This is a genomic window from Rhodopirellula sp. UBA1907, from assembly GCF_002337565.1.
In the GTDB taxonomy this organism is placed as follows: domain Bacteria; phylum Planctomycetota; class Planctomycetia; order Pirellulales; family Pirellulaceae; genus Rhodopirellula; species Rhodopirellula europaea.
This window is the reverse complement of sequence record NZ_DDGH01000101.1, coordinates 84,078-109,928: the sequence shown is the minus strand read 5'-3', so window position 1 is coordinate 109,928 and position 25,851 is coordinate 84,078. Positions and strand designations below refer to the sequence as shown.

The 25,851-nt window shown below is 56.4% G+C and carries 24 protein-coding genes; 6 read left to right on the top strand and 18 right to left on the bottom strand.

Annotated features, from left to right (window positions below):
* Positions 1-411: 411 nt before the first annotated feature.
* Complete coding sequence (locus B2R17_RS25370; protein ID WP_286766199.1) at positions 412-621, top strand: hypothetical protein; 210 nt, start codon at positions 412-414, stop codon at positions 619-621.
* A gap of 51 nt (positions 622-672) precedes the next feature.
* Positions 673-1,251, top strand: a complete 579-nt coding sequence (locus tag B2R17_RS25365; protein ID WP_286766198.1) for a serine/threonine-protein kinase — start codon at positions 673-675, stop codon at positions 1,249-1,251.
* A gap of 682 nt (positions 1,252-1,933) precedes the next feature.
* On the opposite strand, the gene B2R17_RS25360 is transcribed toward B2R17_RS25365, so the two are convergent.
* The 5 genes from B2R17_RS25360 to B2R17_RS25340 form a co-directional block, all read right to left on the bottom strand.
* Complete coding sequence (locus B2R17_RS25360) at positions 1,934-2,425, bottom strand: hypothetical protein (RefSeq protein ID WP_037249510.1); 492 nt, start codon at positions 2,423-2,425, stop codon at positions 1,934-1,936.
* Positions 2,426-2,427: 2 nt separating this feature from the next.
* Positions 2,428-3,513, bottom strand: a complete 1,086-nt coding sequence (locus B2R17_RS25355) for a hypothetical protein (RefSeq protein ID WP_008660608.1) — start codon at positions 3,511-3,513, stop codon at positions 2,428-2,430.
* 93 nt (positions 3,514-3,606) lie between these two features.
* Complete coding sequence (locus B2R17_RS25350) at positions 3,607-3,885, bottom strand: DNA-directed RNA polymerase subunit alpha C-terminal domain-containing protein (protein WP_007326741.1); 279 nt, start codon at positions 3,883-3,885, stop codon at positions 3,607-3,609.
* A gap of 138 nt (positions 3,886-4,023) precedes the next feature.
* The gene (locus B2R17_RS25345) at positions 4,024-4,797 is read right to left on the bottom strand and encodes a lipoate--protein ligase family protein (RefSeq protein ID WP_286766197.1); all 774 of its coding nucleotides are present in this window, start codon (positions 4,795-4,797) and stop codon (positions 4,024-4,026) included.
* Positions 4,778-8,422: an ABC transporter permease gene (locus B2R17_RS25340; RefSeq protein ID WP_286766196.1), complete on the bottom strand. Its 3,645-nt coding sequence runs from the start codon at positions 8,420-8,422 to the stop codon at positions 4,778-4,780. The genes B2R17_RS25345 and B2R17_RS25340 overlap by 20 nt, the downstream gene beginning before the upstream one ends.
* A 158-nt stretch (positions 8,423-8,580) precedes the next feature.
* Here B2R17_RS25340 and B2R17_RS25335 point away from each other — a divergent pair, with 158 nt between their 5' ends.
* Positions 8,581-10,557, top strand: coding sequence for a TolC family protein (locus B2R17_RS25335; protein ID WP_286766195.1), 1,977 nt, complete (start codon positions 8,581-8,583; stop codon positions 10,555-10,557).
* Positions 10,558-10,773: 216 nt separating this feature from the next.
* On the opposite strand, the gene B2R17_RS25330 is transcribed toward B2R17_RS25335, so the two are convergent.
* From B2R17_RS25330 to aroF, 10 genes are all read right to left on the bottom strand, one after another.
* Positions 10,774-11,553, bottom strand: a complete 780-nt coding sequence (locus B2R17_RS25330) for an SDR family NAD(P)-dependent oxidoreductase (RefSeq protein ID WP_286766194.1) — start codon at positions 11,551-11,553, stop codon at positions 10,774-10,776.
* A 69-nt stretch (positions 11,554-11,622) separates the two neighbouring features.
* Positions 11,623-11,982: a hypothetical protein gene (locus tag B2R17_RS25325; protein ID WP_286766193.1), complete on the bottom strand. Its 360-nt coding sequence runs from the start codon at positions 11,980-11,982 to the stop codon at positions 11,623-11,625.
* 7 nt (positions 11,983-11,989) lie between these two features.
* A complete protein-coding gene (locus B2R17_RS25320) occupies positions 11,990-13,645 on the bottom strand; it encodes a putative manganese-dependent inorganic diphosphatase (RefSeq protein ID WP_007332016.1) in 1,656 nt (551 codons plus the stop codon).
* Positions 13,646-13,921: 276 nt separating this feature from the next.
* On the bottom strand, positions 13,922-14,485 hold the full coding sequence (locus B2R17_RS25315; protein ID WP_286766192.1) for a phosphopantothenoylcysteine decarboxylase: 564 nt from the start codon (positions 14,483-14,485) through the stop codon (positions 13,922-13,924).
* Entirely contained in the window at positions 14,485-14,757 is a 273-nt protein-coding gene (locus tag B2R17_RS25310) for a DNA-directed RNA polymerase subunit omega (protein ID WP_007326729.1), read from the bottom strand. The genes B2R17_RS25315 and B2R17_RS25310 overlap by 1 nt, the downstream gene beginning before the upstream one ends.
* Positions 14,742-15,371, bottom strand: a complete 630-nt coding sequence (gene gmk, locus B2R17_RS25305; protein ID WP_286766191.1) for a guanylate kinase — start codon at positions 15,369-15,371, stop codon at positions 14,742-14,744. The genes B2R17_RS25310 and gmk overlap by 16 nt, the downstream gene beginning before the upstream one ends.
* 7 nt (positions 15,372-15,378) lie before the next feature.
* Positions 15,379-16,329, bottom strand: coding sequence for a YicC/YloC family endoribonuclease (locus tag B2R17_RS25300; protein ID WP_339888285.1), 951 nt, complete (start codon positions 16,327-16,329; stop codon positions 15,379-15,381).
* Between the two features lie 74 nt (positions 16,330-16,403).
* Entirely contained in the window at positions 16,404-16,973 is a 570-nt protein-coding gene (gene secG / locus B2R17_RS25295; RefSeq protein WP_286766189.1) for a preprotein translocase subunit SecG, read from the bottom strand.
* A 52-nt stretch (positions 16,974-17,025) separates the two neighbouring features.
* A complete protein-coding gene (gene tpiA / locus B2R17_RS25290) occupies positions 17,026-17,790 on the bottom strand; it encodes a triose-phosphate isomerase (RefSeq protein WP_008660591.1) in 765 nt (254 codons plus the stop codon).
* Complete coding sequence (gene aroF / locus B2R17_RS25285) at positions 17,787-18,854, bottom strand: 3-deoxy-7-phosphoheptulonate synthase (protein WP_286766188.1); 1,068 nt, start codon at positions 18,852-18,854, stop codon at positions 17,787-17,789. The genes tpiA and aroF overlap by 4 nt, the downstream gene beginning before the upstream one ends.
* Positions 18,855-19,308: 454 nt before the next feature.
* Between aroF and B2R17_RS25280 the strand changes: the two genes are divergently transcribed.
* The gene (locus B2R17_RS25280; RefSeq protein WP_007332024.1) at positions 19,309-19,890 is read left to right on the top strand and encodes an RNA polymerase sigma factor; all 582 of its coding nucleotides are present in this window, start codon (positions 19,309-19,311) and stop codon (positions 19,888-19,890) included.
* A gap of 49 nt (positions 19,891-19,939) precedes the next feature.
* Positions 19,940-22,510: a VWA domain-containing protein gene (locus B2R17_RS25275; protein ID WP_286766187.1), complete on the top strand. Its 2,571-nt coding sequence runs from the start codon at positions 19,940-19,942 to the stop codon at positions 22,508-22,510.
* A 111-nt stretch (positions 22,511-22,621) separates the two neighbouring features.
* On the opposite strand, the gene B2R17_RS25270 is transcribed toward B2R17_RS25275, so the two are convergent.
* From B2R17_RS25270 to B2R17_RS25260, 3 genes are read right to left on the bottom strand one after another with little or no spacing between them, the layout of a single operon-like run.
* Positions 22,622-23,416: a DUF4184 family protein gene (locus B2R17_RS25270; RefSeq protein WP_286766186.1), complete on the bottom strand. Its 795-nt coding sequence runs from the start codon at positions 23,414-23,416 to the stop codon at positions 22,622-22,624.
* Positions 23,417-23,457: 41 nt separating this feature from the next.
* Positions 23,458-24,330 (bottom strand): SPFH domain-containing protein, encoded by an 873-nt coding sequence (locus tag B2R17_RS25265; protein ID WP_286766185.1) that lies wholly within the window; start codon positions 24,328-24,330, stop codon positions 23,458-23,460.
* A gap of 1 nt (position 24,331) precedes the next feature.
* Entirely contained in the window at positions 24,332-25,411 is a 1,080-nt protein-coding gene (locus B2R17_RS25260) for an SPFH domain-containing protein (protein WP_286766184.1), read from the bottom strand.
* A gap of 208 nt (positions 25,412-25,619) precedes the next feature.
* Between B2R17_RS25260 and B2R17_RS28465 the strand changes: the two genes are divergently transcribed.
* Entirely contained in the window at positions 25,620-25,739 is a 120-nt protein-coding gene (locus B2R17_RS28465) for a hypothetical protein (RefSeq protein WP_414707400.1), read from the top strand.
* Positions 25,740-25,851: the final 112 nt, after the last annotated feature.

The window sequence follows — 25,851 nt, the reverse complement described above, 5'->3', positions numbered from 1 at the left end:
CCCTCACCCTCGCGTACGCCTGAGCGGCGTCGCTCGACCTCTCCCCAAACTTCGTTTCGGGAGAGGTGCGTCGTGAGTCAATCTGCCGAAAAGCGGCATCAAAAAATTCCACAACCTCTCAGGTCGTGGGGGTGCTCGCGCTGCAGATTCGTCCCAAACGCGAGTTCATTCCGATCCTTCAGCTTGGTCGGACGGGTGCATCGGGTGAAACCTATGCCTTTAACGAACACGGCATCATGATCAGCAACAGCCGCTTTGACGAAGAGCTTTTCCTGTTGGGAGTGTTGCCGGACCAACCCCATTCGCATTCCATTCTGAAGACGTCCGTGCGAGACCCCGGCGGTGATATGACACGCGGTTTTCGCCCCGACCGTCGCCGGTCTCAATTGCCGCTGACGACCATGGCAGCTGATGCAATCGCGGGAAGCGGTGATCGAAGCTCAACAATTGGGCCAATACACACTGGATCAAAAACTCGGCAAAGGCGCGATGGGAGTCGTGTACAAAGGCCACCACTCGATGCTGCGCCGTCCCTCCGCGATCAGGCCGTTGCACGCCGACAAAGTGAACGACACCTCGATCGCTCGGTTCGAACGAGAGGTCCAGATCACCTGCCAATAGAACCACGCCAACACAATCGCGATCTACGATTACGGTCGCACTCCCGAGGGAGTGTTCTACTATGTGATGGAATACCTCGACGGCATCGACCTGCAAGAGCTGGTCAACAATTACGGGACTCAATCCGAGGCCCGGGCCATTCATATTCTGCTGCAGATCTGCGGGTCTCTGTTCGAAGCCCATTCGCAAGGGTTGGTCCATCGCGACATCAAACCTGCCAATGTGATGTTGAATCGGCGCGGTTGTGAACCTGATGTGGTGAAGGTCTTGGACTTTGGTTTGGTCAAAACCGTCGACCGCAGCGAAGGATCACCCGCGAACGAAGGGAGCTCGATGTCGGGGACGCCGCTGTACTTGTCGTCTGAGTCCATCCAGGCACCGATGACCGTTGACGCTTGCAGCGACATCTATGCCGTCGGTGCAGTCGGCTACTTCTTACTAGCGGGCAAACTGTGTTCGAAGCAGACAATTTGGTCGACCTGTGTCAAAAACACATCGAAGAAACGCCGGTCCCCCTGTCGCGGCGCGGCAACGTCAAAGTATCCAGCCAACGCGAAGACGCGATCATGGGGTGGCTGGAAAAGTCACGTGCGAAGCGACCGCAAACGGCGCGTGACCTTGGAATCCTGATCTCGAAATGTGAAGCTGTGAGCGAATGGACGATCGAGGAGGCCGATCGATGGTGGGGACGGCACGAACGCGGATCCGAAAACAAAGTCTCCGCGACATCGTCTCCTGGATCGTCTTCAACCGGTTCAGCGGCGATGGACGCCACGATGGACCAGTCTTCCAATGAATCACCAAACGACAATTTCTAGTCGAAGGGTTTGGACCGAAGTGTCGCCGCATGAACGTCAATGGTGGAAGCGAAGCCAACACCTTTCTGATTTGTTCTTCTAAGCAGGTACGCAGGTTTCATCGGGTATTTGAGCCGTTGGCGTTAGCCACGGTTTTCACGCACAACCGGGGCTAACGCCCAAACGGCTCACATGGTTGTACTTGATCATTCCTGCCGACCTGCTTAGGCGAGGTTGATTCCATGCAGCTCTACCGTGCCTTTGCTGAGATGGAAGTTCGCAACGGAAAATCCATGCTGGAAAACTGCCTCAATAAGAAGATTGATCGATCGGCAAGCCAAACACACCGCCCAATACTCAGACCTGCAACTTGCCGCCACTTCGCTGCTTGACGATTTCAGCCTGAATGTGCCTCGACGGCTTCCGAAGGTTGGCACCGCACTTGCTGAGGGCCCTGAAATCAGCAGCAAAACAGAATCGACTTGGTGTTGCCGTCCCCTTACTGCGACGAGCCGCTAGGACCGCGGGCGACGGCCGCGTAGCCGTGAGATGACCGACGGAAGTTTCGCTGCGAGCGATTTTCGCTGAGGTGCATCATGACGCTGCTCGAGCGGGACCGGGTCGGTGATCAATTCCTGATTCAACTCCGGCTGGTGCGTGACCAGATAAAACGGTTGCTCGGCGACGATCTCGCGACCGTCGGCCAAGAACACTCGCACGCGAATTTTCCAGTGGATCTGCATCAGGTGGCCCTGATAGCTGAGCGGCGAGGCCGGCAGCACACACTGGATCTCGTGACGGTCGTTTAGCGGGAGTCGCTCAAGATCCGAACGGTCGTATCGCTGGAAGTGATGGACTCCAAGGTCCTCGTCGCCTTTTCCCTCGGTGTGCCAAAGCACCGAGATCTCGACGCTCTGCAATTCCTCGAGTTCGACCCGACTGATACGCCAGCCTGCTTTCAACTGGCAGCCGGCCGCATAAGATCCGTCATCACGACAGACCGACACATTCACCGCGGGCTGTCGGGAGGCGACATGAGCGGCGGATGGACGAGCAGCGGGAAACTTCGGCAGAACGATGGCCACGGACGGGACTCTCCGGAAACTAGCAGTCGCCACCTGACGACGTTGTTGGTTGCAGCAAATGAATGCATCACGTTTTCAGGCAGCTCGAATGACAATTGTTGCTCCCAGGGCCCGCGGGGGTCAACACGGACCGTTTTTTCCTTCAGCAATTCTTGCCGCAGTGCCACATGATGATCACTGCGAACGTCCGTGCCCTGGCGAAAAAACGACTCTTCTTCGCAAACCAACTCGATTTTCAGCCATTTTAGGTGCATCTTGCCCATTTGCGAGACAAACAGCTCGTACTGGCCACCGGGCTGCAGCGGGTGGTCACTGATTTCCACCACCGTCGCCCCGACCCCGGCGACCTGCCGGACCTGCTTCAAAAACACCCGCAGAGACCAAACCGCAACACACGAAAACGGCACCATCAGCACCGCCAAAATGGGCCGAGGCATGTCGTACCACCAACCGGACACCACCACCGCCAACAGCACCAAACACAGGCAATTCCAGCCCAATGCGAGCGCCGCGGAACCAAACACACTCATCCGTCCGGTCGAGATCGAGGCCAACCGAAAGCGAAGCCGCTCGCCGGGACTCTCATTCATTCCCTGGCGACGGGGAACCGTTGGTAATTCGGGAAATTCCTGAGGGTCGAATTCCGGTTCGAACGATTGCGAAGACTCTTCGGCCGCCGAATCTCGCCCGGCCAACGATCGAGTCTCATCGATTGCTCGTTTCCGACTGGCCGAAAGACGCTCTTGGCTGAATCCAAGGTGCAGCAATCGGTAACCGAGCCCGAAAACTCCAGACGCGATGGAAGCAACCGAAACGACCGCAACCACCCATCGCCCCCATCTTCCGCCACCCTGAGTCAGGTTGGACTCCAGAACCCGACGGGCCTCTTCGGGAAGATCGATGCCGATACGAGACATCATCGCGGACGAAACGATGACCAACGCCAGAACAAAAACGCCCAGCAGGATCAATCCAAGGTAGAACGCGAGTTCACCAAGAATGCCACGCATGGCCCCGGTCCGCGAACGGCGTCCCCGTTTCTTACTCCAGGGACGCAGTAGCGTTCTCGACCAGGATCGTCTCACAAAGGACTACCGTAGCAATCAGTTAGCGGTCGAAACGGCCTGACGGCCAGGGCGATAAAACCCAAGTTGCTCAAGCGCGTCGTAGACTTCTTCGAGAGTCTTTTCGCCGAAGTTGCTGATTTTCAACAAACGTCGAGGCGTCGCGTTGAGAAGGTCGCGAACGGTCAAAATGCCGGTCTCTTCCAGGCAGTTTGTGGTTCGAACGGTCAAACCCATTTCCGCGATGCTCAGATCGAGACGTTCACGGCGCAGTCGGGCTTCTTCCTCAGCCTTACTCAATGGAATGCGGGTCTTCATGAGAATCCTTTCACGAAAGGGTGCAATGGCGACAAAAAATGTGCAGATCGTCGTGTAAAGATAACCAATTCATACGCCCTGACAATGGCAACGCCTCGCAATCTTGGACACTCTTTCCACCACACTCCGCGGCATCCATCAACGCCGAACGTGCCAATCCTCGGTGCCATAACGCGTCCTTAACAATTCGTCAGCCACTTCTTCGATGGATCGAACCACCGACGAGTCAGGCTTGGACGACGCCCCAAATTGCTCCGCCAAATCCAAAGTCAACTGCGGAACATCGACATTGATGTTCCCGATGAATTCGCGGTGACTTCTTTGCTGACGATACTCCGGCTGTCTCGGTGCAAAATCCAAGCACGACTGGATCAGATCCAAATCGGAATCAACCAAGATGGTGCCATGATAAAGCAGGTGATGCCGCGCCACACGCAAGCTGTTGCCGGAGAACTTTCGGTTCTCAAACGTCAGGTCGCAGATTCCTTTTCGTTCCGCATTTGGCAACTGTGACTGGACCGCCGCGAGAACTCGCTGCATCACATAATCATGCGCAACGTCAATCTTGCGAATCGACGTTTCATCGAGCAACCGCAGCACCACGCTGTACATCCAACACCCTGGTCCGCCGACCACGGAAGCGCCTCCGGTACAACGTCGCAGCACCTCAATTCGACGCTCGCGACACCACGTACGATTCACTTCTTCATTGATTTTGGAACTGCGTCCCAAAACGACGGTCGACTGATCGAACTGCCATAACCGCAACGAATCAGTATCCATCGTCGTGGACTGGTCTTCGCCGACGACTTGGTCCGCCCACTGCAACATCGCCTCATCACGTGCGAGTTGCCTGCGGGCGAGCATCGATGAATCTTCGGCAGGGTCGTTTTCAAAGTTCAACAACTGCATTTTCGGCTCGCAACGATTCGATCAACGGCAGCGTCAACACTTTCCAAACGGCCACCAAACCGGCCAAGGTCCCAAACAACAAAATCGCAAGCAAGATCCCCAGCGGTTCCATGATCGGCATGTTGGTTCCTGACAACCAAGCGTACGGCAAAACGGCCATCATCGCGGTCACCGCTCCGCATCCAATCCCGATAGCCAGCAAGAACGTATTCTCCCCCAACACCAACGCTGCCAAACGCTGACGAGTGAACCCGACCGCTCGCATCACCGCCAACTCGCCGCGACGCTCCAAAACGCTTCGCAATTGAGCGACCGCCAAACCGATCGTTCCAAGCAACAATCCCAACGCCCCTAAACTTTGGAACGTTCGCAGATACGTGTTTTGAACCGCCAGCAATCCCGCCAACACATGGTCGGCACGTTGCACGTCCATGCCAGCGTCAACCAAACGCGACTCCAACACTTCGGCGATCTCATCGACTTCGTCATCGCGGTCTGAAAGTTCACTCGCAGCGGACTCCGACGCGTCCCCACCTTGCATCGCAAACAGAAAGTACTGGTAACCAGTAGAACTCGGAAAGACGTTCTCGAAGGCTCGTTCACCAATGATCAACTTGCCTTGCAACACCGAGCCCGCCAACAAACCGACCACTCGAAAATGCACATCACCGCTGCCGTAGTTGAATGCTTTGACTTCACCCAGACCACCACGCATTTGCAAACTCCACATGGCGGTGTTTTGATCAATCACGACCGGCACCGGATCCTCGACCGTTCCGGCCGCGGGAACATCCAACAGCTCCCAGGTCGCCTCCGACGAGTCCGCCTCCATGCTCGCCCAACCAAAACCGTCCAGCGAATCTTGATCTGACAATCCAATGACCGTCGGACGCATCGCTTGATAAAGATTGTTGCAACTCGCATCGTCGCCACCCTTCATCCGAAACGGAACGACGCGAACGTTGTCTTTGGTGAACGATTCGGCGTCTCGACCGAGCAACTCCGCACGCACGTCCTCCGCACGCAGATCTTGGTGAAGCGGCTGGGCCGTTTGTCCGATCAAGTCAAAGCCGCCGGTCCCTTCTCGCGTCGGCGACAATCGAAACACGCTGATCGACAAGATCAAGAAAGCCGCCGTCGCAACCAACCCGATCGCAAGCGTGCTGCGGAGGGGACTGCGACGAGCGTTGGCCATCGCCAGTGAACTCAGCGACCCACCGCCCAGCCCCGGTGTTCGCATCGTGTGACCGGTTGAAGCTTGCTCACCGCGAGCCCCACCGGAATCTCCTCGTCTGCGAAGCGATCGGTGCACCCAAATCAAAATCGCCACCAACGACAACATTCCTGCTCCAACGAAGCCGCCCGCCGCTTGTTGACCGCCGCCCATTGCTCCAGCGATCGCGGCAACAAACGCGAGCACCAACAACGCGGTGGCAACCCATTTCGATGCATTGCCATCATTGGGATTCTTGGCCTTCGCACCGCCGCTCAAAGCATGCGATGAATCCATGGTGCGACCACCGACCAACGCAGCAGGGTTCAACCGCAACAAGAAACGCAGCGTCCAGGCCGCCGTGAACATGCACACCAACCAACCGAGGATCCCTCCCAAGGCGATCGACATCGGCGTCGCATGAAATTGCAAAAACGGAACTGTGACCGCTCCGACCCACCATGACTTGAGCGCCCACAGAACCGCCCACGCGTACGCCACTCCGCCCGCGATTCCAAGCAGTGTTCCAAACGCAGCGGTCACCGCGGTTTCACCCAATGCCAACTTCATCACTCGTCGCGGGGTGAATCCAACGGCCAACAATGTGCCGAACTCACTGAGTCGTTGAATCACGCCCAATCGCAACAGCAAAGCGATCAACATCGTCGCGGCCAAGATCACAAAAAACGACAAAGCCAAGAACAAACCATCAAACGGTGTGGTGCCTTTGGACGCCGCCAACTGTTCGGCACGAATGGATCGCGGTGTCCAACCAAGCTCACTCTGCACGCCGCGAGTGGCAGCCAGGATTTTGGCTCGCAAGGCGGGCATGTCTTTGGCCAAACTCGCATCCAACCTCAAACCAGTCGTTTGCCCAAAGCGGCTTCCAAAGATCGTCTGGCCGACGTCCAGCGGAACAAACGCTTTGGGGGTCAGCCGCTGCTCGTTCCAATAGGCATCGTCCTCACGTTCAATCTTGCGATCCAACTGAAACGGCAAGTCCCAATCGCCGATCGAATCTTGATCGGTCACGCCAGGAACATCGGGCGTCAACGCCGGATCGTTGTAGCGAGTGATCGGCTCGTCAAACACAGCTTCCCGGTTCCTGCGATAAGGCTTGCTTGGGATCGTCAACGGAACAATCTGAGTCACCACCGCATCGAACGACCGTTCAATTTCGCGGCCGTTTTCAACTTCCGGTTCGTAGAAGAACACGCGAACTTGATCACCAACTGCGGCACCCAAACGATTCGCGGTCCAATCATTCAACACGATCGGGGTTTCGCCCGAATCCGTCGTCGGTTGCTCCTGGAACGAATAGTCCAGCGGCAACGTGGGTCCGTCATCAATGGCGGACAACGTGCTGTAAGGAACCGAATGGGATTGTTCGTTGACGATCACTTCGCCGGTTTTGGGATCGACCTTTTCGATCGCATTGGCGAGGTAAGTCATCACCGGCGTCACGGTGCCTTCGGGCAACGCATCCATGACCGCGTTGACCGCATCGTTCTTCAGCAACAGGTTCTCGCTAGTCAGCGAAATGTAGTCGATGATTGGCTCGCCGCCTTCTTCACCACCCCGCTGAATGTGTTGCAGGTTCCATCCCAGCGTTTCCAACGACCAACTCACGTCATCCCCAGAAATTTCGCGAGCCAGGAAAATTGCGTTCGCCTGTCCATCGCGGTCCAACACGTCTGCGATGACTGTGCGAGACGCAAAAACCGTCTTGGGTGCCGCTTGGTTGGGACTCAGCGAAAATCGGCCCAGTCCGGAATCGGGCACGATGGCAGCGACCTTCATGCGAGGCAAACCTTCGCTTTGGATCTCACGACGCCCCAGCGGACTATCGGCCGGCACCGCACCCTCAACCGGCAATCGCAATGTGACTTGATCGCCGACGGAAACTTTCAATTCGTCCGCAGCGGCTTGATTCAAGACAACGCTTTCTTCTCCTGGCATCGCCTCCGGCCGAATCCCGGTCACGTCCAAATCCCAAAACGATTCGTCGATCCCAAGAACTTGAACGCCGCCGATGCGTCGCTGTCGATCCGAACCTTCGACATCCGCCTCAATACTGCCACCGGGAAACAAAATGACCGGCGTCACAAAGGAATCCTTCGCGGTGGTGCCCGTTGTTTCCGTCTCTCCCTGACCGATGGATTCGCCTTCGATGGACAAATCCGCCAACGGGAAAAAGGCTCCAGGCGAAACAATCGATTCAATCTTCCCGAGCCGCTCCACCGTCAGCGATTTCAAGCTGCCACGCATGGAATCGCCCACCAACAAGGCTCCCGTGATCACCGCGGTCGCAGTCGCTACCCCGAGCGCCACCGCAACCGTCACAGCTTGACGATGACGAAGCGTCGAAAGGATCAGCGAGACCAAAGTGACGGATCGAGCGCGAGATGCCATTGGTTTCCGGGGGTCGGGGGGTGTCAACGGTCGTGACGGATGAACACGCGTCGGGGTCCAAAGTGCCTGGCGTGTTCGCTTTGCGACGATAACACGGTGGAGTTTGATTCCGAGTGCGTCCCACCAAGTTTGTAGGTTTCCTTACCGTCTGTCCACGCATGCATTTGCAACGCAGTCATTCGACGTTCTGCAACCGCCATTGTCACGGTGGCTGGGATAGTCCATTGCAATGTTGGACGTTGGTGTTCGCCTTAGCATTCACCTCGATCGGGTGCCGATCCAATCAACCAATGCCCGATCGCGTTGCCAATTCAATCAAAGTCCCAAGCGAAATCAACGATCGAACGAATCTAGCGTCGGCCGTTCGCCTGGGAATCCCGACCGCCACGCAACAAGCCGGCGTTGAGCACCACGTTTACAATGACCACGTCGAGTCAGCCCCCACCAACTCGCAAGATCCGTTCGGCGGCAAACGAGACACGCAACGTCTGATCGAGTTGGCCTCCGCTAAACAATCTGGCCAACTGGACATCGCCACCCCGGCGATGCCTTCATCTGTTCCGTTGTCAAACGCATCCCTGTCGCCGGAGTTCTGGGATCTGACGGAAGCCGAGATGATCACGTTGGCTTTGCAAAACAGCGACGTCATTCGATCGCTTGGTGTACGAGTCCTCGAAGCACCGGCCTCCGTCACGACAGCCTACGACACCGCGATCCAAGCGACCGACCCAATGTTTGGACCGCAGGCTGCCTTAGCGGAGTTCGATAGTCAACTCAGTGCCTCGCTGAACACCCAAAACAACGACCGCGTTTTCAACAACGCCACGTTGGGCGGACAAGTTCAAGAGTTGGTCCAAGACTACGCCCAATTCCAATCTGGTTGGACAAAACGAAACACATGGGGCACCCAGTGGGACGTGCAATCCATCCACCAGTACGACAGCAACAATAGAGCGGGCAACTCTTTCCCAAGTTATTGGGAGACCCAACTGGAATTGGGAGTCCGTCAACCGTTGCTGCAGGGTGCCGGACGCACGTTCAATCTCATCGCGGGTCCCAACGCTCGCCCCGGGTTGAACTTCTCGAACGGTATTTGGATCGCTCGAATCAATTCCCAAATCAGCCAAGCCGATTTTGAAATTCAGTTGCGAGACTACTTCCTCGAACTGTACACCGCGTATTGGCAACTTCAGCGACTCTATCATTCGTACGCAAGCATTCGCCAAGCTCGAGACGTCTCGTACGAAATCTGGCAAACGGTTCTGTCAAAGAAACAATCCGGACTGATCGGCGGCGAAGCCTACAAAGAAGCTCAGACGCGAGCGCAGTACTACCGCTATCAACGCGAAGCGGACCTTGCACTAGGCGGCAGCGAAGGCGAAACGGGAATCCGGAATGCTGAACGAACACTCCGGCGGATGATTGGGCTGCCCATCGCTGATGGCAAACTCCTGAGACCAGCCGACGGTTTCACGGTCGCCCCCTTCGAATTCGCGATCGATGACAGCGTTGCTCGCGGGTTCCAACACCGAACCGAACTCAGGCGTCAACGCCTGCAGGTCCAACAACACAACCTCCGGCTCGTCGCTGCCAAAAACTTCCTACTTCCACGATTGGACATGATCGGTCGCACACGAGTGAGAGGCTTTGGCGACGACCTGACGGGCGATGGCCCACGTTTCAGCAGTGCAGCCGACGACTTCTTCTCTTTCGATCACACCGAGTGGGAATTCGGCGTCGAAATGGGTGTCGCTCCTTTGAGGCGACAAGCCAAAGCCGCGGTGCGAAATGCCAAACTGCAACTGCACCGTGAACGCTCCATCCTGGAAGAGCAACAACACGCGGTGACGTTTGAAATTCACGACGCGATTTCGAACAGCCAATCCAGCTTCGCCGCGTTGCAGAATTCGCTCGCCCGTGTTGAAGCGGGGCAAGACCGCCTCGCTTCCTCGAGGGCCCTCTATGACGCCGGAAAAATTCAATTGGAGTTTTTGATCGACGCAACGGAGGAACTGCTTCATTCCCAACGTCAATTGCATGTTGACCAAACGAACTACAGCTTGTCGCTCGTTCGAATCAGCCGAGCGATGGGAACGCTGCTGACCGACGTCGGCGTTCACTCTTACCGCCGCTAAGATCGGTCTTGGGGCCTTCCAAGGCCGTCGAAGTGAAAACCCGACGCGTGAGCGAGGCATTCCCCAGATTCCGGCCGCGCAAGTTTTGAAGTTGCGCTTTTGCAGTCGGTTTTGTTGGCCAACAGCCAACATCAACCCACACGTTATGAATTGAATTTGGCCGTTGGCCATTAGAAGTAAAACCCAAACTCAAAACTCACGCCGCGGTTTTCCAGGTCAGCGAGCCGTCCAGCCTCCATCGACCGTCAGCATGCTGCCCGTCATGTAGCTCGAAGCATCGCTGGCCAAGAAAATCGCAGCCCCTTGGATCTCTTGCATCTGTCCCCAACGCTCCAGGGCGGTCGCACCGACAATGAACCGTTTGGCTTCTTCGGTATCCGCGATTGGAACGTTCATCGGAGTCAAAAACGGACCGGGGCAAATGGCATTGACGGTGACATTGTCTGGGGCCAGTTCCAAACCCAATGCTCGTGTCATTTGCACCACCGCACCTTTGCTGGATGCGTACGGAGTTCGGTTGGCCAACCCGACCAAACCGAGCGTGCTGGCCAGGTTGATGATTCGGCCGGCACCGTTCTTCTTCATCACCGAACTGGCGTGCTTGCAACACAACCACATGCCATCCACGTTCGTTGCCTGAACCTGCCGGAATTGTTCCAGCGTCAGCTCATCGATCGAGCCACGCACATTGATTCCTGCACTGTTGATCAATACATCCAACCGAGAAAACTGGTCGACGCATCGCTGCACCATCTCAGCAACATTGCTTTCGACGGTCACGTCCGCCCCGATGCCGATTGCTTGAACCGGGTATTCGTCAGCAATCTTCTTTGCCGCCTCGAACGCTTGTTGTTCATTGCGACTGACCAAACAAACGTTCGCGCCGGCGGATGCGAGCCCGGCACCCATCGCTTCGCCCAACCCTTTGGAGCCTCCCGTGATCAGGGCGGTTCGGCCGGACAAATCAAAGAGCTTCACACCGGGCCATCGAGTCATGTTTGTCACCAGAGAGAAAACGTGGAACGAGACCCAGACCAACTGCTCCATCAGCGGCAGCTTGCCGTCTCAAGAAATCGCGATGCGGCCGCCAATGTATCCAGCGAACAAAGCAATGAGAGAATAGAACCCGGTCAGGCCAATGACGAGCCCCAGCATCGAGTCCAGCCCCATTCCTTGCAAGTGAACCGCCACCGCGAAGGACATCAATACCATGCCCGAGAAAATGGATGCGAGAAAGCACCAGAACATGGTGGATAGAAACCCGAGGACCATGCCTTCCAAGGTTCCCGAAGCGGCTCGTCCGGCCAGCGGTCCAATGGTCGCCGGCCCGAGAGCCACCCAGAACACGGGGTTTAATCGCACCAAAGAGAAAACTATCGCAGCCCACGTCAACACCAAGATCAAATGCACGATGCGGAACTGCATGACAGACTCACGTGGGTCCAGGTGAATTTTCCAACAGGCTGCTGATCAGCGGCAACAACTGCTTTTTGCGACTGACGACGTTCTCCAATTTATACAATCGGTCTTCGAGCTGGGGGTAGTTGATCTCCTCCCAACCTTCCGGTTCGCTGCTCATCAACAACAAGCTTCCGTTGCTCGAGATATCAGTCACCAACAAAGCTGAAAACTCAAGGTTCTCTTCTTCCGACAATCGCACCAAAGCCTGACTGAGTTCCGTTTGGCGTTCCCAGAACAGATCGAGTCCGATCTCTTCGATTTGAGAGATCGAAAATCGTCGTCCGTTCTCTTCGAACTGCTTGCAATCTTCGCGAACGACCTTGTCCGGCGTGCAGGATCGAAGTGCCGAACCGATCTCGAAGAATTCATTGGCGTACTCCGCCAACTCCACTTTGCAATAACCCTGCAACCATTCCAGTAATTCGCGATCCACGTCCGTTGTTGTCGGCGAACGCAGATACAGCGTGTCACTGATGATTCCCGATGCCATGCAAAGCGCGATGCCGGGTTCAGGATCCAAACCTTCCTGCCGATACATGCGTGCCACCAATGTGCACGTGGACCCGACGGGATCCATGATGAACCGAATGGGTCCGGTCGATTTCAATGAGCCACCAAGCCGGTGGTGATCGAGAACTTCGACGATGTCAGAATCTTCCGCGCCTTCGACGGCCTGTCCGATTTCGTTGTGGTCCACCAACACCAACTGAGGCCGGGGTGGGTGAACCATATCCGACTTGCTCAACACCCCGATCAGCTTTTGGTTGTCGACCACGGGGAACACGGTCTGCGCCGAGCGATAAATCTGTTGCTTGGCTGCTGCGACAGGAAGCTTCGCGGACAACGCCAGGAAATCTCGATTGACGACTTCTTCAATCAACTGAGCGGCTTTGATCCGCATCGTCGTCGTCGCGGTGTCATACGGGCTGTTGATGACGGTCACGCCACGTCCGCGCGCGAGTTCCATCAAACCGCTGGAGAGCTCATAGCCTCCGGTGACCACCAATCCTCGCACACCCATCTCGAGAGCGGGCAATTGGATCGTCGGCCGGTCACCGCTGACGACCAACAACCGGTCGGCCGGGAATTGCTTCATGCGCTCGCAGAATCCGCCGGCGCTCATCGCACCAACGGTCAGGATCATGTCCTCATTGAGGCTCGAATCGACCGCGTGCTGGTACGATCCGCCCAAGACGGAAACGACTTTGTCGAGGTTGGTGCGGACCTCTCGAGATCGATATGGATCCACACCACCTTGGAAGACCAGCTCCAACAGATCCAGCAGCGTGACCAATCCGATCAACTGATCGTTGTCGTCCAATACCGGAATGGAGCGAAGCTCATGCTCGTCCATCCGTTCGTAGACTTCATAAAAGACGTCCGAAGTTCGAGCGACGATGACGTCTCGATTGCAGATATCCTCCAGCTCCGGCCGGACATCCATGATGATTTTGGGCGCCGCCAGCTTGGCTTTCCGGAGCGCAAATTCGGTTCGTTCGTTGGGTGGACCACAACAGGCCGCCACCGCGTCAGGTCGAGTGGTTCGACGAAGAAAATCAGCGTAGGCCAAAGCACTGCAAATCGCATCCGTGTCCGGATTGCGGTGACCAAAAACGTGGACCGTCATGAAGACTATTCAATAACTCGATGGTGAAACGCGAGATGCAGCGCTTCCCGCGTGGATGATCCCAAGCCAGCCGCCATCACTGAACCGAGCCACCCGCGTCTGCCCAAGTGAGCATCAGCCCACTTCAAACATGGATCGGTTTCCAAATGCACGACCATTCAATCTTAGACCAAATGCCGGCACGAATTGTGCCAAAGATTTCGCTTGCGATGTCACGCCCAAATCACCCTGCAACCGATTTCACTGGTGACGCATTGTCGCACGGCACATCAACGTTCAGTCGATTTGCGTTGCACGATCGGAGAACAACGTTTCCAACGTCTTCAAAATGGTGACGGGTTCACTCATTCGACCGGTGCCTTTGACTCGGCAACTGAGCCAACCGTCCTCGGGGCCGACCAGATGGCAACCATCCTCTCGAAGGATTTCCACGTTTCGCTGGACCGCCACATGGTTCCACATTGGATCGCTCATCGCGGGTGCCAGCAACACCGGGCTGGTGTTTTGCAGATACAGCGTGCTGATCAGATCTGACGCCATTCCTTGAGCGAATTGAGCCATCAAATTCGCGGTCGCGGGTGCAACGACCATCGCGTCAATTTCTCGCGTCAGCTCGATGTGGCTGCCCAGCGGAAATCTCGCATCGAAGACTTCATGAACGACCGGACGGCCCGAAAGCGCCGCCAAAGTCGCATCACCGATGAATTCGGTGGCCGCCCGAGACGTGACCACCTGAACTTGATGGCCAGCCTGTGCCAATTTGCTGCACAGGTCGGCCGCTTTGTACGCGGCGATTCCACCACCAATCGCCAACAGAATCCGCCGCGTCTTGGGTTCCATTACAGGTCCGAAGGATCCAGTTCAGGAGCTTCGCTAGCCGCAACGATGGCATCGAGGTCGTCGACCGTTTCGATTTCGTTTTCCATGTTCAGAAAGATCTTGTCCTGGACAATCTCTTGCAACACGATCGACATTTTGTCGTGCGTGTCCACGCTGACCAACGCTCGGCTGCCCTGGTTGAGCTGGACGAGACGTTTTTGGATCAAGGTGCTGAGTTTGAAACGGCCACCGATCTTGTTGACGATTTCTTCTTCTTTCAGTTCTTCGAGCACGGCGTCGTTTTCCTTTGATCCAGTAAGATCTGGCAAATTTCGGTGACAGCGTTGTCGACCGATTCATTGATGATTTCGTATTGATAGCGGCTCAAGCATTGCATCTCGGCCGCGGCGGTTTCGAGTCGAGCAGTCAGAGAAGATTCTGATTCGGTGCCACGATTTCGCAACCGTCGCTCCAACTCTTCCATGCTGCCGGGATGCACAAAGATCGTCACGGGGCGGTAATGAGGGTCATCTAGGACCGCCATCGCACCTTGCACATCAATCTCTAAAATTACCCATTTCCCGGCATTCAGGCCAGTGGCAACTTGGTCCTTTAGGGTGCCATACCACTGCCCAAGGCTGAAAACTTGCTTGCATTCGACAAAGTCGTTCAGCTTTCGGCGGCGTTCGAATTCCTCATGGGACAGGAAAAAGTAGTCTCGTCCGTGTTTTTCGCCCGGACGTGGCTCGCGAGTCGTCGCGGAAACGCTGAGCTGGAGCGGCACGTCGCAACGTTTCATCAATTGCTTGACGACCGTCGACTTTCCTGCGCCGCTGGGCCCCGAAATGATGACCAAACGGCCCGGATGAGCGGTTTCGCAGGCGGATGAGCTGGATGGATCGTTCATTCGATGGTCACTCCAAATTCTGAACGAGTTCACGCATGCGTTCGATCGCGCACTTGATCTCGACCACATGCTCGGCAACTTCAGCGTCCCCGGCCTTGCTGCCAATCGTGTTGGTTTCGCGATTGAGTTCCTGGATAATGAAATCGAGCTTGCGGCCGACGGCTTCCCCGCGGCTGCCCGATTCACTCGAGGCCGTTTCCGCAGATTCGCCAACCAACACGCCTCGCATCAGACTCAAATGACTTCCCAGGCGGGTCAATTCTTCGCTGATGTCGGATCGATCTGCAAAAAGCTGCACTTCGCGAATCAGATCGACCGGGTCGCCCGCCGACAAACCATTCTCCGCCAACGCTTTTTCAATGCGTTCGCGAAGCCGTTCTTGATAACGGGCCACCACCTGAGGAGTTCGCTTGGCGATTTCCTCGCAGCGGGTCTGAATCAGCGTCATGTCCTGCTCGATCGATTCGGCCATCGCGATGGCTTCATCCGATCGCATCTGCTTGAAACGATCCAGCGCGGATTCCACGCTTTCCTGGATCAACGACCACTTGGCCGCCAAAGCCTGCTCATCGGCCGATCGGTTCTGTGATCCGGCCGAAGGCGATTCCAGCACACCCGGCATTTGCATCAGGTGAGCCAAATCAATGTTGGTCGAGGTGACGGCATCGCCCATTGCCAAAGAATCAGCGACCTGTGCCAACTGTTCCGCGTATGAACGGACCACATCGGCGTTGATTCGAGGCAGATCAGCTCCGGGTGGCGGGGTGAACCGAACCTGGACAGTGACGCTGCCACGGTGCAGATGCTGACGGACCAATGCCTCCATCTTGGGCTCAAACTCCGATACCGAATCACTGGTACGGAGAATGATTTTCAGACCACGATTATTGACCGAGCGAATCTCGGTGACGACCGAACCGGCGGCCCCTGAGGTTTCGCCTCGGCCCTGGCCGGTCATGCTGCGCAGCGAAGGGTAGGGCGACCCGCCGTGCGGTGAAGAGGGATTTGCTTGCGTGCGAAGGGACGCCTGCGTCACGGAGTTTCCTCATCCGAGGTGGTTTCAACTTCGGTTGTTTCGTCTGCTTCTGGTTCGGTTTCGGTTTCGTCGGCTGTGTCAGCAGCATCGGAATCGCCCGACGACAAAGAGCCCAATGATCCGATGGCAGCATCCAAATCGCTGACTTCGTCGCTATCGGATCCCGTTGGTACAACCAATCCGCTGGTGATGTCTTCGACGTCGTCACCAGGCCCGCCTTGAATTTGCGAGTCACTAGTGTCGGCGACGGCGGGAGTGTGAGCTCCCAATTGATACATCGCAAATGCACACACCAATGCCCACACGGCCGCGGTTCCGACGGTGATGGCGGTGAAAGTGTCACCCGCTTTGCTGCCAAATGCGGACTGGCCACCGGGTCCACCCAGGGCTCCTGTCAAACCGCCGCCTTTGCCGCGTTGGATCAAGATCAACAAGATCAAGAACACCGACAAAAACGCCATCAACCAACCCAACACGACGCTCATGAACGAGGCCAAGGGCAGGGCGGGAATCAGTTGATTGACCAACGACGCGGGTTGGAGCAAAGAATCGAAAGCGACACTCACGGCGAACAGTCCGTTGAAATGGAAAGGTTGTGGGAACGAATACGGAGTCAGATCAGGCGGAGGGAGCCGCGTTGATGATCCCAGCGAAATCATCGACCTTCAAGCTTGCCCCGCCGACGAGAGCCCCGTCGATGTTGGGTTGGGACAACAACTCTTCTGCGTTGCCCGGTTTCACACTGCCACCGTACTGAATTCGGATTTGTTCGGCGACTTCGGTCGAGAACATTTTTCCCAAAAGCTCACGAATGAAGGCGTGAACCGCTTCAGCTTGCTCTTTGCTGGCGGTTTTACCAGTCCCAATCGCCCAAACAGGCTCGTAGGCGATGACAATGTTGGCCGCACGAGCCTCGTCCAAACCTTCCAACGACCCGCGAATTTGCGTTTCGATGACCGATTCGGTGTCGTCCGCTTCGCGTTGTTCGAGGGTTTCGCCGACGCAAACGATCGGGACCAAGTTTCCAGCCAACGCGGCATGCAGTTTTTTCGCGACGCAAGCGTCCGTTTCGCCCATCAATTGACGACGTTCGCTGTGACCCAAAATCACAAATCGGCAACCGACATCGGTCAGCATCGACGCGTTGACTTCGCCGGTGAAGGCACCGTCTTCGGCGGCGTACAGGTTCTGAGCGCCCAATTCGACGGGAGTCCCGACGACGGCATCTGCCACGCCGCTCAGGTAAACCGATGGAGGACACAAAACGACTTCGACAGCGGGCGACTTGCCAACTGCGTCGACAATGCCCTTGGCAAGCGACGCGCCGGACTCGGCACGCATGTTCATTTTCCAGTTACCAGCAATCAGAATGCGACGACTCACGCGAGGGCCTCGGTTGGCGGGGTGTTTTTAGTGGTTGAATTCGGAAGAGGTGAGATCGTTTTACCCAGCAGTTCAGCCATCGCGGCCATCTTCTGAACGATCTCGTTGTATTGTTCGGGCAACAAGGCTTGAGCCCCGTCGCTCTTGGCTTCTTCGGGACAATCATGGACTTCGATGTGCACGCCATCCGCACCCGCAGCCAAACCCGCCAAAGCACATGGCGGAATCAAATCCGGCCGGCCCGTCGCATGCGATGGATCGACGATGATCGGCAAGTGCGTCAAACCTTGGACAGCTGGCACGGCAGCGACGTCGTACAGGTTGCGAGTCGACGGATCAAAGCTCTTGATACCACGTTCGCAAAGCACCACGTTCGGGTTGCCTTGAGAGAGCACGTACTCGGCGCTCATCAGCAGGTCTTGGATCGTGGCCGCCATCCCACGTTTGAGCAGGACAGGGCGATCGGTTTTGCCGACCTCGGTCAGCAACACGAAATTCTGCATGTTGCGAGCTCCGACCTGCAGCATGTCGGAATACTCCGCCACCAACTCCACATTTCGCGGGTCCGTGATCTCAGTCACAACCGGCACGCCAAACGTATCGCCGACTTCACGCAGGATCTTCAGGCCAGCTTCGCCCAGACCTTGAAACGCGTAGGGGCTGGTCCGCGGCTTGTAAGCTCCCCCGCGAAACAGGTTGGCACCTGATTTCACGACACTCTCGCCGATCCGCATCATCCGGTCGCGATCTTCGACGCTGCATGGCCCCGCGATCATGGCCAGGTTGCCTCCACCGATTTTCACTCCCGACACGTCGATGACGCTGGATTCAGGATGAGCTTCTCGGGAGGCCAATTTGTAGGGTGGCAAAACGGGAACGACTTGGTGCACGCCGGGGATCGATTGGAGCTGTTGTTCGGTGATGAGACTCTCGTCGCCAATCATGCCGATGATCGTGCGAAACGTCCCGCGGCTGAGGTGCGTCTGGAACCCCATCGACTCGACCTTTTGGATCACATGGTCGATCTGATCGTCGGTCACGCCGTTTTTCAGAATCAATATCACGACTAAATCCGCGAAATGGCCGGTGGGTGGGGATGCAGACTGCTAAAAGAGACCGCACACCATAGCAGTCGACCCGCCAAATCGTCGAGAGGAGCTGTTTTCAGGGTTGAGGGGCCTGGGGAACACGGCAGTGGCGAAGATTGAGAAAGTTAAATTGACAGTTGCAAATTTGAAATTCAGTGAACTCCCTCTGGGCGAACATCGGGTAGATCAGCACGGCAGCAACAACTGGCCGCCAAACCGCCGAATCTTTGGCCTCCCAACCAAGATTTTACAATTTCAAATTGTCAATTGAACTTTTTCAATCTCCACCGGCAGACAACCAAGTGATGGCGATCCCCTGAACACCCTCAATCTTTTTCTGCCATCCTCCTAAGAAATCCGCCCCCCACTCGTTGAGTAGTCGGAGGCGACATGATTCGTCTCCCTTTTTCTCCTCTCGCAATGAACCGCCATGAGTCAACCGGCCTCCACTTCCGCGGCCGAGGACCTCGTCGATCCAGGTGCATCTGAACCGGATTCGTCCGGACAAGATTCTCCTGGGACTCGGAATACCGAGTGGATCGCCGAGGTCGTCGACCAGTTCCAGCGTCCTTTGTTGGCCTACGCCACCGGGATGCTGGCGGATCGCATCGCCGCCCAAGACGCCGTGCAAGAAACGTTTTTGCAATTGTGTCGCAAACGGCCGGACGATTTGGTCGACCGCTTGGCCCCATGGTTGTTCACCGTCTGCCGCTCACGAGTGATTGACATGCAACGCAAACGATCCCCTGACCGACTGGATCCTGACGCTGTCGCCGTCATCGATCCCGCCCCGCGCCCCGACGCGGTGGCCCAAGACCACGAGGCCCACGAGCAAATCGCGGCTTCGATTGAAACGCTGTCGCCCCGACAACGCGAAGTCATCCAGCTTCGAATGCAGGCTGGACTGAGTTATCGAGAAATCGCTGACGTCACCGGCATGACGGTCAGCAACGTCGGCTTTCATCTTCATCAAGCCGTCAAATCGCTTCGCGATGGTCTGGCCGTCACCTGAAGCCTGACCAGTTCTTCCAATTCATTCTTCCGTCATCGGATCATCGATCATGTCTAATTCATCCACTTCTCCTCCGTGGGACGACCCTCGCGTCACGGCATTCGTCCTGGGCGAGCTGCCTGAAAACGAAGCCGCTCAATTCACCGAAGAGATGAACGCCAACCCGGAACTCGCCACCGCCGTCGAGGAAGCTCGAGCGGTCACCGAGCAAGTCGAATCGTTCTTCCACTCCGCCGCGGTCCCACCACTGGAATCCAACCGCGTCGAAAGCATCGTTCGCGAAAGCGAAACGGCTCCTACCGACGAAGCCCCTGTCTCCGCAGGCTCAGCGGCTAGCACCGCCTGGTTCCAAACTCGATGGGTCCAATGGTTCATTGCGGCCAGTGTCATCGGGATCATCATGGGACTGTCAATTCCAGCGGTGCATACCGCTCGCGAGTTGGCATCTGACCAACGCCCTGCCGTCGGAATGATCGCCACCGATCAATCGGGTCCAGAAGTCTACGAGTCCGTTTTGATCGAAGAAGAGATGCCACTCGAAGATGACGAGATGGTCTACCAACCGCTCGACAGAATGACTGCCAAATCAGCGCCCGCCGAAAAGAAGGCGAAGGGCGAGTCCTTTGGCTTTCAAGCAGCCAGCCGTGTCTCAGGAATATCGCCTGCCGCCGAAGCCACTTCATCGGATGCAAGCCCACGAACCATTGCCGAGTCCTCGCTTCCTTCGGCGAACGAGCAAGCCGTAAGGTCGAGACGAGCCAAGCGAGCTGAGGATCCAACGATGGAAATGGGCATGGACTCCATGATGGGAATGGGCGACATGGAGATGGCTGGCCCGGCAATGGACATGGGCATGGGCAAGGACGGGATGGGAATGATGGGCGGAGGTATGGGCGGTATGCCAGCGGGCGAGATGCTTCGTCTTGAACTAGATAGCCAGCTCGCTACCTCCACGGACAGCGAACCCTCAGCTGGCAAACCGATGATGCATGACTTTGGATTCAAGCCCGTTCCTTCTTCCGCACCCAACCAACCAGCCAGCGACCGAGTCGCCTTGCGAGTGCTTGGACGCAGTGTCCCAGAGAGTGAACAGGAAGAATTGACGCGAGGACGTGCTGGTGGATTGCCAGGCTATGGTGTGCCAGCCACGCCCGATGGCGAAGGCCAGGGTCCCGGGATGTCCGGTGACAAATTCGAACCCATCACGGAAAACGAATTCCGACGCGTCACCGCTGATGCGCTCAGCACGTTTTCAATCGATGTTGACACCGCCAGCTACGCGAAAGTCCGCAGCTACCTGCAACGTGGCCAACTGCCACGCCCCGACTCGGTCCGCATCGAAGAACTAATCAACTACTTCGATTACCAGTACACGCCTCCATCGGCCGAAGATCCGGTTCCGTTCTCCTCCGCGATGGCGGTCGCCTCGTGCCCTTGGAACGAAAACAATCGCTTGGTCCGAGTTGGTATCCAAGCCAAAGACATCGACCGAAAAGAACGTCCGCGTTGCAATTTGGTGTTCTTGATCGACACCAGCGGATCGATGAAGCGGCCCAACAAGCTGCCGTTGGTCATCGAAGGCATGAAGGTGCTGCTCGACCAACTGAAAAACAAAGATCGTGTCGCGATCGTGGTCTACGCCGGTTCCTCCGGATTGGTCCTCGACTCGACCCCGGTCAAGCAAAAGAAGAAGATTGTCCGCGCCCTATCTGCTCTGTCGGCTGGTGGCAGCACCAACGGTGGTGCCGGTTTGCAACTCGCTTACCAAACCGCCCGTGAGAACTTCATCGAGGACGGCGTGAACCGAGTGATCCTGTGCAGCGATGGCGACTTCAACGTCGGAATGACTGGCACCGATCAACTGGTGGCCGAAGCGACTCGCCAATCCAAATCGGGCACCGAACTGACGGTGCTGGGATTCGGAATGGGCAATCACAACGACGCGATGATGGAACGCATCTCCAACTCCGGTGCAGGCAACTACGCCTTCGTTGACACCGTTTCCGAAGCAAAAAAGGTGTTGGCGGATCAAGTGACCGGCACGCTGTTCACGGTTGCCAAAGACGTGAAGATCCAAGTCGAATTCAATCCCGCGGTCGTCTCGGCCTACCGATTGATTGGGTACGAAAACCGGATCTTGGCCAAGGAAGACTTCAACGACGACAAGAAAGACGCCGGTGAAATCGGAGCCGGCCACCGAGTGACGGCTCTGTACGAGATCGCTCCGGTGGGCAAGCTCCCTGATTCCATCGCACCCGATGTCGATCCGCTGAAGTATCAACCCACGGACGATGCTGATTTGAGCTCCGAAGCACCAACCAATGAAATTCTGACGCTGAAGATTCGTCACAAGCCACCGCAAGGCGACGTCAGCGAGAAACTCGCATTTCCGCTTGTAAACGAGAGCGTGCCCTTCCAGGAAGCCGACACCGACTTCCAATTCGCTGCCGCGGTCGCAGGTTTTGGGATGCAGCTTCGCAATAGCCCCCAAGCTGGAACATGGACGATGGACGACGTGATCGCCACCGCGACCGCTGCCAAAGGCGATGACGAACACGGGCTCCGAGCCGAGTTCCTGGAACTGGCGCGAACGGCGAAACGATTGATCGTCAACGACTGATCCCTCGCCCAGAACCTGTCTCTCGGTGGTCCCCCACCGAGACGAGCACTGAAGACCAGACCATGGTTCACGATGGAGACCATCGTGCTACAGGTTCACTGACGTGCACGTCTATTGATCGGACGAAGCTTCCGCACGCGACCAAATCGCGTGCATCACGACACTGTAAAGCACCAGCGCGATGATCATCAACGCACCGAAGATCATCACGCTCTGGCGAAGTGCAAACGTGACGCCGTAGTCCGAATGAACGGCGTACACCCAGGACGCGTGAACCAACATCATCAAGCACGCCACCGTCATCACCGACAACGTGACCGAATCCGGGATACGAGTTCGCTTGGGTTCCGGACCGCCTTCGGGTTGTTTCCACAACCACCTCAGAGCGAACACGCCCATCGGCGGCAACAAGAACAGCGACGACAAGTGCTGGGCCACCGCATACCATCGCACGCTACGATCGGACAACGAGAACGCTTCGGATGACAAAAACGGCAACGCGATCATCGATCCCCAGCGATGTTGATGCGTGAACGAATCCCAGAACACGTGCGTCGACGCGCCGACCAAAACACAAATGGCAACCGAAAGAATGGATTGCCACTCGACCGACACCGGGCGATCCGCGATCGGTCGAACCCGCGTCCGCAACGGCCCCGGCAGCAACTCCACCGCCGGTTGCTTGATCAACAAGTGATAGACAAAGTACGCAGCGACGCCGACTGGAACGCAGTCGATGAACAACCCACGGATGCTGTGAAACGATTCGTAGTCGAACAGCATCGGGAAGAACACGCCCGCGTCGGGCACCATGCACCCGATCGCGAGAGCGGAAAAGGGCAGACGCCACTTTGCCATCCACGCGATCGGAATTGCCGCAGCAACATGAGTCGGAGTGAACGGCATCGCTTCTCAAATCACTTGTTGGGCAGTGCCACGGAATGAGCTCAGCTCGCTTGAACCAGAACATTCGCCGAGTTTGGCAAAACACTGACCGAAGCTCCTGACTCAAGCAAGTTTTCAGCCTCCATCACTTGAAGCACCGCTTCCAGGATTTCAGGGTCTCGCTTGGCGATCTCGTTCAGTTTTTCACCCACGACGCTCGGACGCGCCGCAGCGGCTTCGGCCATCTTACTCGACACCTTCAGCGCGGTCTCGCTCTTGATCAAACCCACACGGTTTTCACCATCTTGCTTCATCGCACTGGTCACCTGAACCAATCGCTTGACGACCTTCTCGGTGATGTTCTCGACCATATGACGGTCGGTAAAGGCGACCTTTCGAATGTAGACCGAACCCAACCGATACCCCCACTTTTCTGACAGCGGCGACACCGCCTGCCGGACAGTTCGGGAAAGACTGTGCCGATCCTCAAGCATCTTTTCCATTTCAAGGTTGCTCAGCGTCGAGATCGTCGAACTGGTCACGTTGGCTTGCAACGAGCCGTCTGGGTTTGCATTGGTGAACAGGAACGCGGTTGGATCCTGGACCTGCATTTCGTACCAGATGCCGACGCCCATCGGCGTGCCTTCTTCCGAGTTGACCATCTGGCTACGCAAGTAGTGCTGACGCAGTGCCGTGTCGACGACGTACTTCTTGCCGAAGAACGGAATCAACATCGCCTTGGCACCAAAGTGAACCAGCGGGAATTGCAAACCGGGCGTTTTGATCTCACCCAGCACTTTGCCAAACAAAGTGAACACCTGCGACTCGCACTCAGCGACGCAGCAATACAAACCAAAGAAACGAGCGAATCCGAGCAAGATCGGAACCAACATCAACCCGAAAACGAAGCCGGGAACAAAACCAAGAACATCCATCTTATGCCTTCCCTTCAATCTTTGATTCGGTTTGATAAATACGCTCGGTGCGTTTGAACAACGGCACTCGCAAGTTTCGCAAGTAAGCCTTCAAGCAATCCGATCCGCCTTCGGACTTAATGCTGATCAACGTCCCGGCAAGTTCATGCAAAGGAGCCACTTCGGCTTGAGCGTTGTTCGTCGCGATCTCGACCGCACGAGCACTCATCGTGATCTGTTGCTCCGAATCCGCACGCGCGGTGCTGATGTCGGCGGCGACCTGGTTGCGTGTGCTATTAATCGCCGACAAGGCTCGGTCGACTTCGGCGGGTGGATCAATTTCGGTGATCAACGCGGCATCCAGCTCGATGCCATATCGGCCGGTCGTCGAACGACACTGCTCTTCCATGTATTGATTCAACAGTGGCAAGTTCTTTCGCAAATCGTTGATCGAAACACCTTCGGAAAGTTCAACAGCACTCGTTTGAGGTTCAATGTCACCGTCGCCCGTGCCAGCGATTGCTTCGGTCTCCGCGACGGCATCGGCCAACAAGCTTTGTCCCTTGGGATCGACAAAGTTCGCGATCCGCTCACGCAGCACGGAGACGAAATACCCCATCACGTGCTCCAGCGGACTCTCCACGCCAAACAGATACGGGTAGAGGTTGTTCTCACTGATCCGGTAGCGAATCTGGCCGTTGACTCCTGTGGTCAGGTTGTCTTTGGTGACCGCTTCAATCGTGCTTTGAGCCTTGGATGGGTCCCACGTCAGATCGACCGTTTGAGTCGCGACGCTGACCTTGTGAACTCGTTGCCAAGGCAGCTTGAAATACGGCCCACCGGGACCGATCACTTCGACTTGCGGGTACTCATAGCGTTCCCGTTCGTCATCCGAGAGAACTTGACCATCGGATCCCGCCCCGAGACGTTTCACCGCCCCAAAGGTCGTGACGACCGCTCGCTGATCCGGTCGCACGGTGTACAAACACCCGACCAGAACCTTGAGAGCGGCATAGAAGCCAACTCCCATCATCAACCCAACCAAGAAAAACACGCTGCTACCTCTTTGGAAAGTTTCCGTTGCATCCGAACTGAATGTCACCCGAATTCGACAGCGAAACGCTGCTTGAAACCCTAGCCCGCGAAGAAAGCCACGGAGCGGTTTTCCAACAATTCATTCGCTTCCAAAATGGATTGGATCGAATGTAACGACTGAAAGAGGGTGACGCTGGATGAAGAGGCTGGTTTGCATGCGAGAGAGGGCGCAGGTTGGTTGATGTTGATGCGCATGCGCCGAAGTAGGCCAGGTCATTACCTGGCATCCAGCCGATGCTTTGGAACAAAGCGAGGCGAATAGCAACACGCCTTCAAGCTCTAAACCCGCCGGCCAATCAACTTGCCAGGCGGGGCCTGGCCTACGTTTGGCATGATTCAGACTTGGGAATTGAAAAAGTTCAATTGACAATTCTAAATTGTAAAATCGCAGGCAGAGGTTCAGCACCGATGTAGGCCAGGTCATTACCTGGCACCCAGCCGATGCTT

What these genes read in the sequence shown, in the direction of transcription:
- B2R17_RS25330 (WP_286766194.1), bottom strand. Translation starts at nt 11,553, where the DNA reads ATGACTCGATGGCCCGGTGTGAAGCTCTTTGATTTGTCCGGCCGAACC.
- B2R17_RS25355 (WP_008660608.1), bottom strand. Translation starts at nt 3,513, where the DNA reads ATGCGTGGCATTCTTGGTGAACTCGCGTTCTACCTTGGATTGATCCTG.
- B2R17_RS25350 (WP_007326741.1), bottom strand. Translation starts at nt 3,885, where the DNA reads ATGAAGACCCGCATTCCATTGAGTAAGGCTGAGGAAGAAGCCCGACTG.
- B2R17_RS25270 (WP_286766186.1), bottom strand. Translation starts at nt 23,416, where the DNA reads ATGCCGTTCACTCCGACTCATGTTGCTGCGGCAATTCCGATCGCGTGG.
- B2R17_RS25280 (WP_007332024.1), top strand. Translation starts at nt 19,309, where the DNA reads ATGAGTCAACCGGCCTCCACTTCCGCGGCCGAGGACCTCGTCGATCCA.
- B2R17_RS25370 (WP_286766199.1), top strand. Translation starts at nt 412, where the DNA reads ATGCAATCGCGGGAAGCGGTGATCGAAGCTCAACAATTGGGCCAATAC.
- B2R17_RS25315 (WP_286766192.1), bottom strand. Translation starts at nt 14,485, where the DNA reads ATGGAACCCAAGACGCGGCGGATTCTGTTGGCGATTGGTGGTGGAATC.
- B2R17_RS25275 (WP_286766187.1), top strand. Translation starts at nt 19,940, where the DNA reads ATGTCTAATTCATCCACTTCTCCTCCGTGGGACGACCCTCGCGTCACG.
- B2R17_RS25325 (WP_286766193.1), bottom strand. Translation starts at nt 11,982, where the DNA reads ATGCAGTTCCGCATCGTGCATTTGATCTTGGTGTTGACGTGGGCTGCG.
- B2R17_RS25345 (WP_286766197.1), bottom strand. Translation starts at nt 4,797, where the DNA reads ATGCAGTTGTTGAACTTTGAAAACGACCCTGCCGAAGATTCATCGATG.
- B2R17_RS25265 (WP_286766185.1), bottom strand. Translation starts at nt 24,330, where the DNA reads ATGGATGTTCTTGGTTTTGTTCCCGGCTTCGTTTTCGGGTTGATGTTG.
- B2R17_RS25300 (WP_339888285.1), bottom strand. Translation starts at nt 16,329, where the DNA reads ATGACCGGCCAGGGCCGAGGCGAAACCTCAGGGGCCGCCGGTTCGGTC.
- gmk (WP_286766191.1), bottom strand. Translation starts at nt 15,371, where the DNA reads ATGAACGATCCATCCAGCTCATCCGCCTGCGAAACCGCTCATCCGGGC.
- B2R17_RS25335 (WP_286766195.1), top strand. Translation starts at nt 8,581, where the DNA reads ATGCATTTGCAACGCAGTCATTCGACGTTCTGCAACCGCCATTGTCAC.
- B2R17_RS25320 (WP_007332016.1), bottom strand. Translation starts at nt 13,645, where the DNA reads ATGACGGTCCACGTTTTTGGTCACCGCAATCCGGACACGGATGCGATT.
- B2R17_RS25340 (WP_286766196.1), bottom strand. Translation starts at nt 8,422, where the DNA reads ATGGCATCTCGCGCTCGATCCGTCACTTTGGTCTCGCTGATCCTTTCG.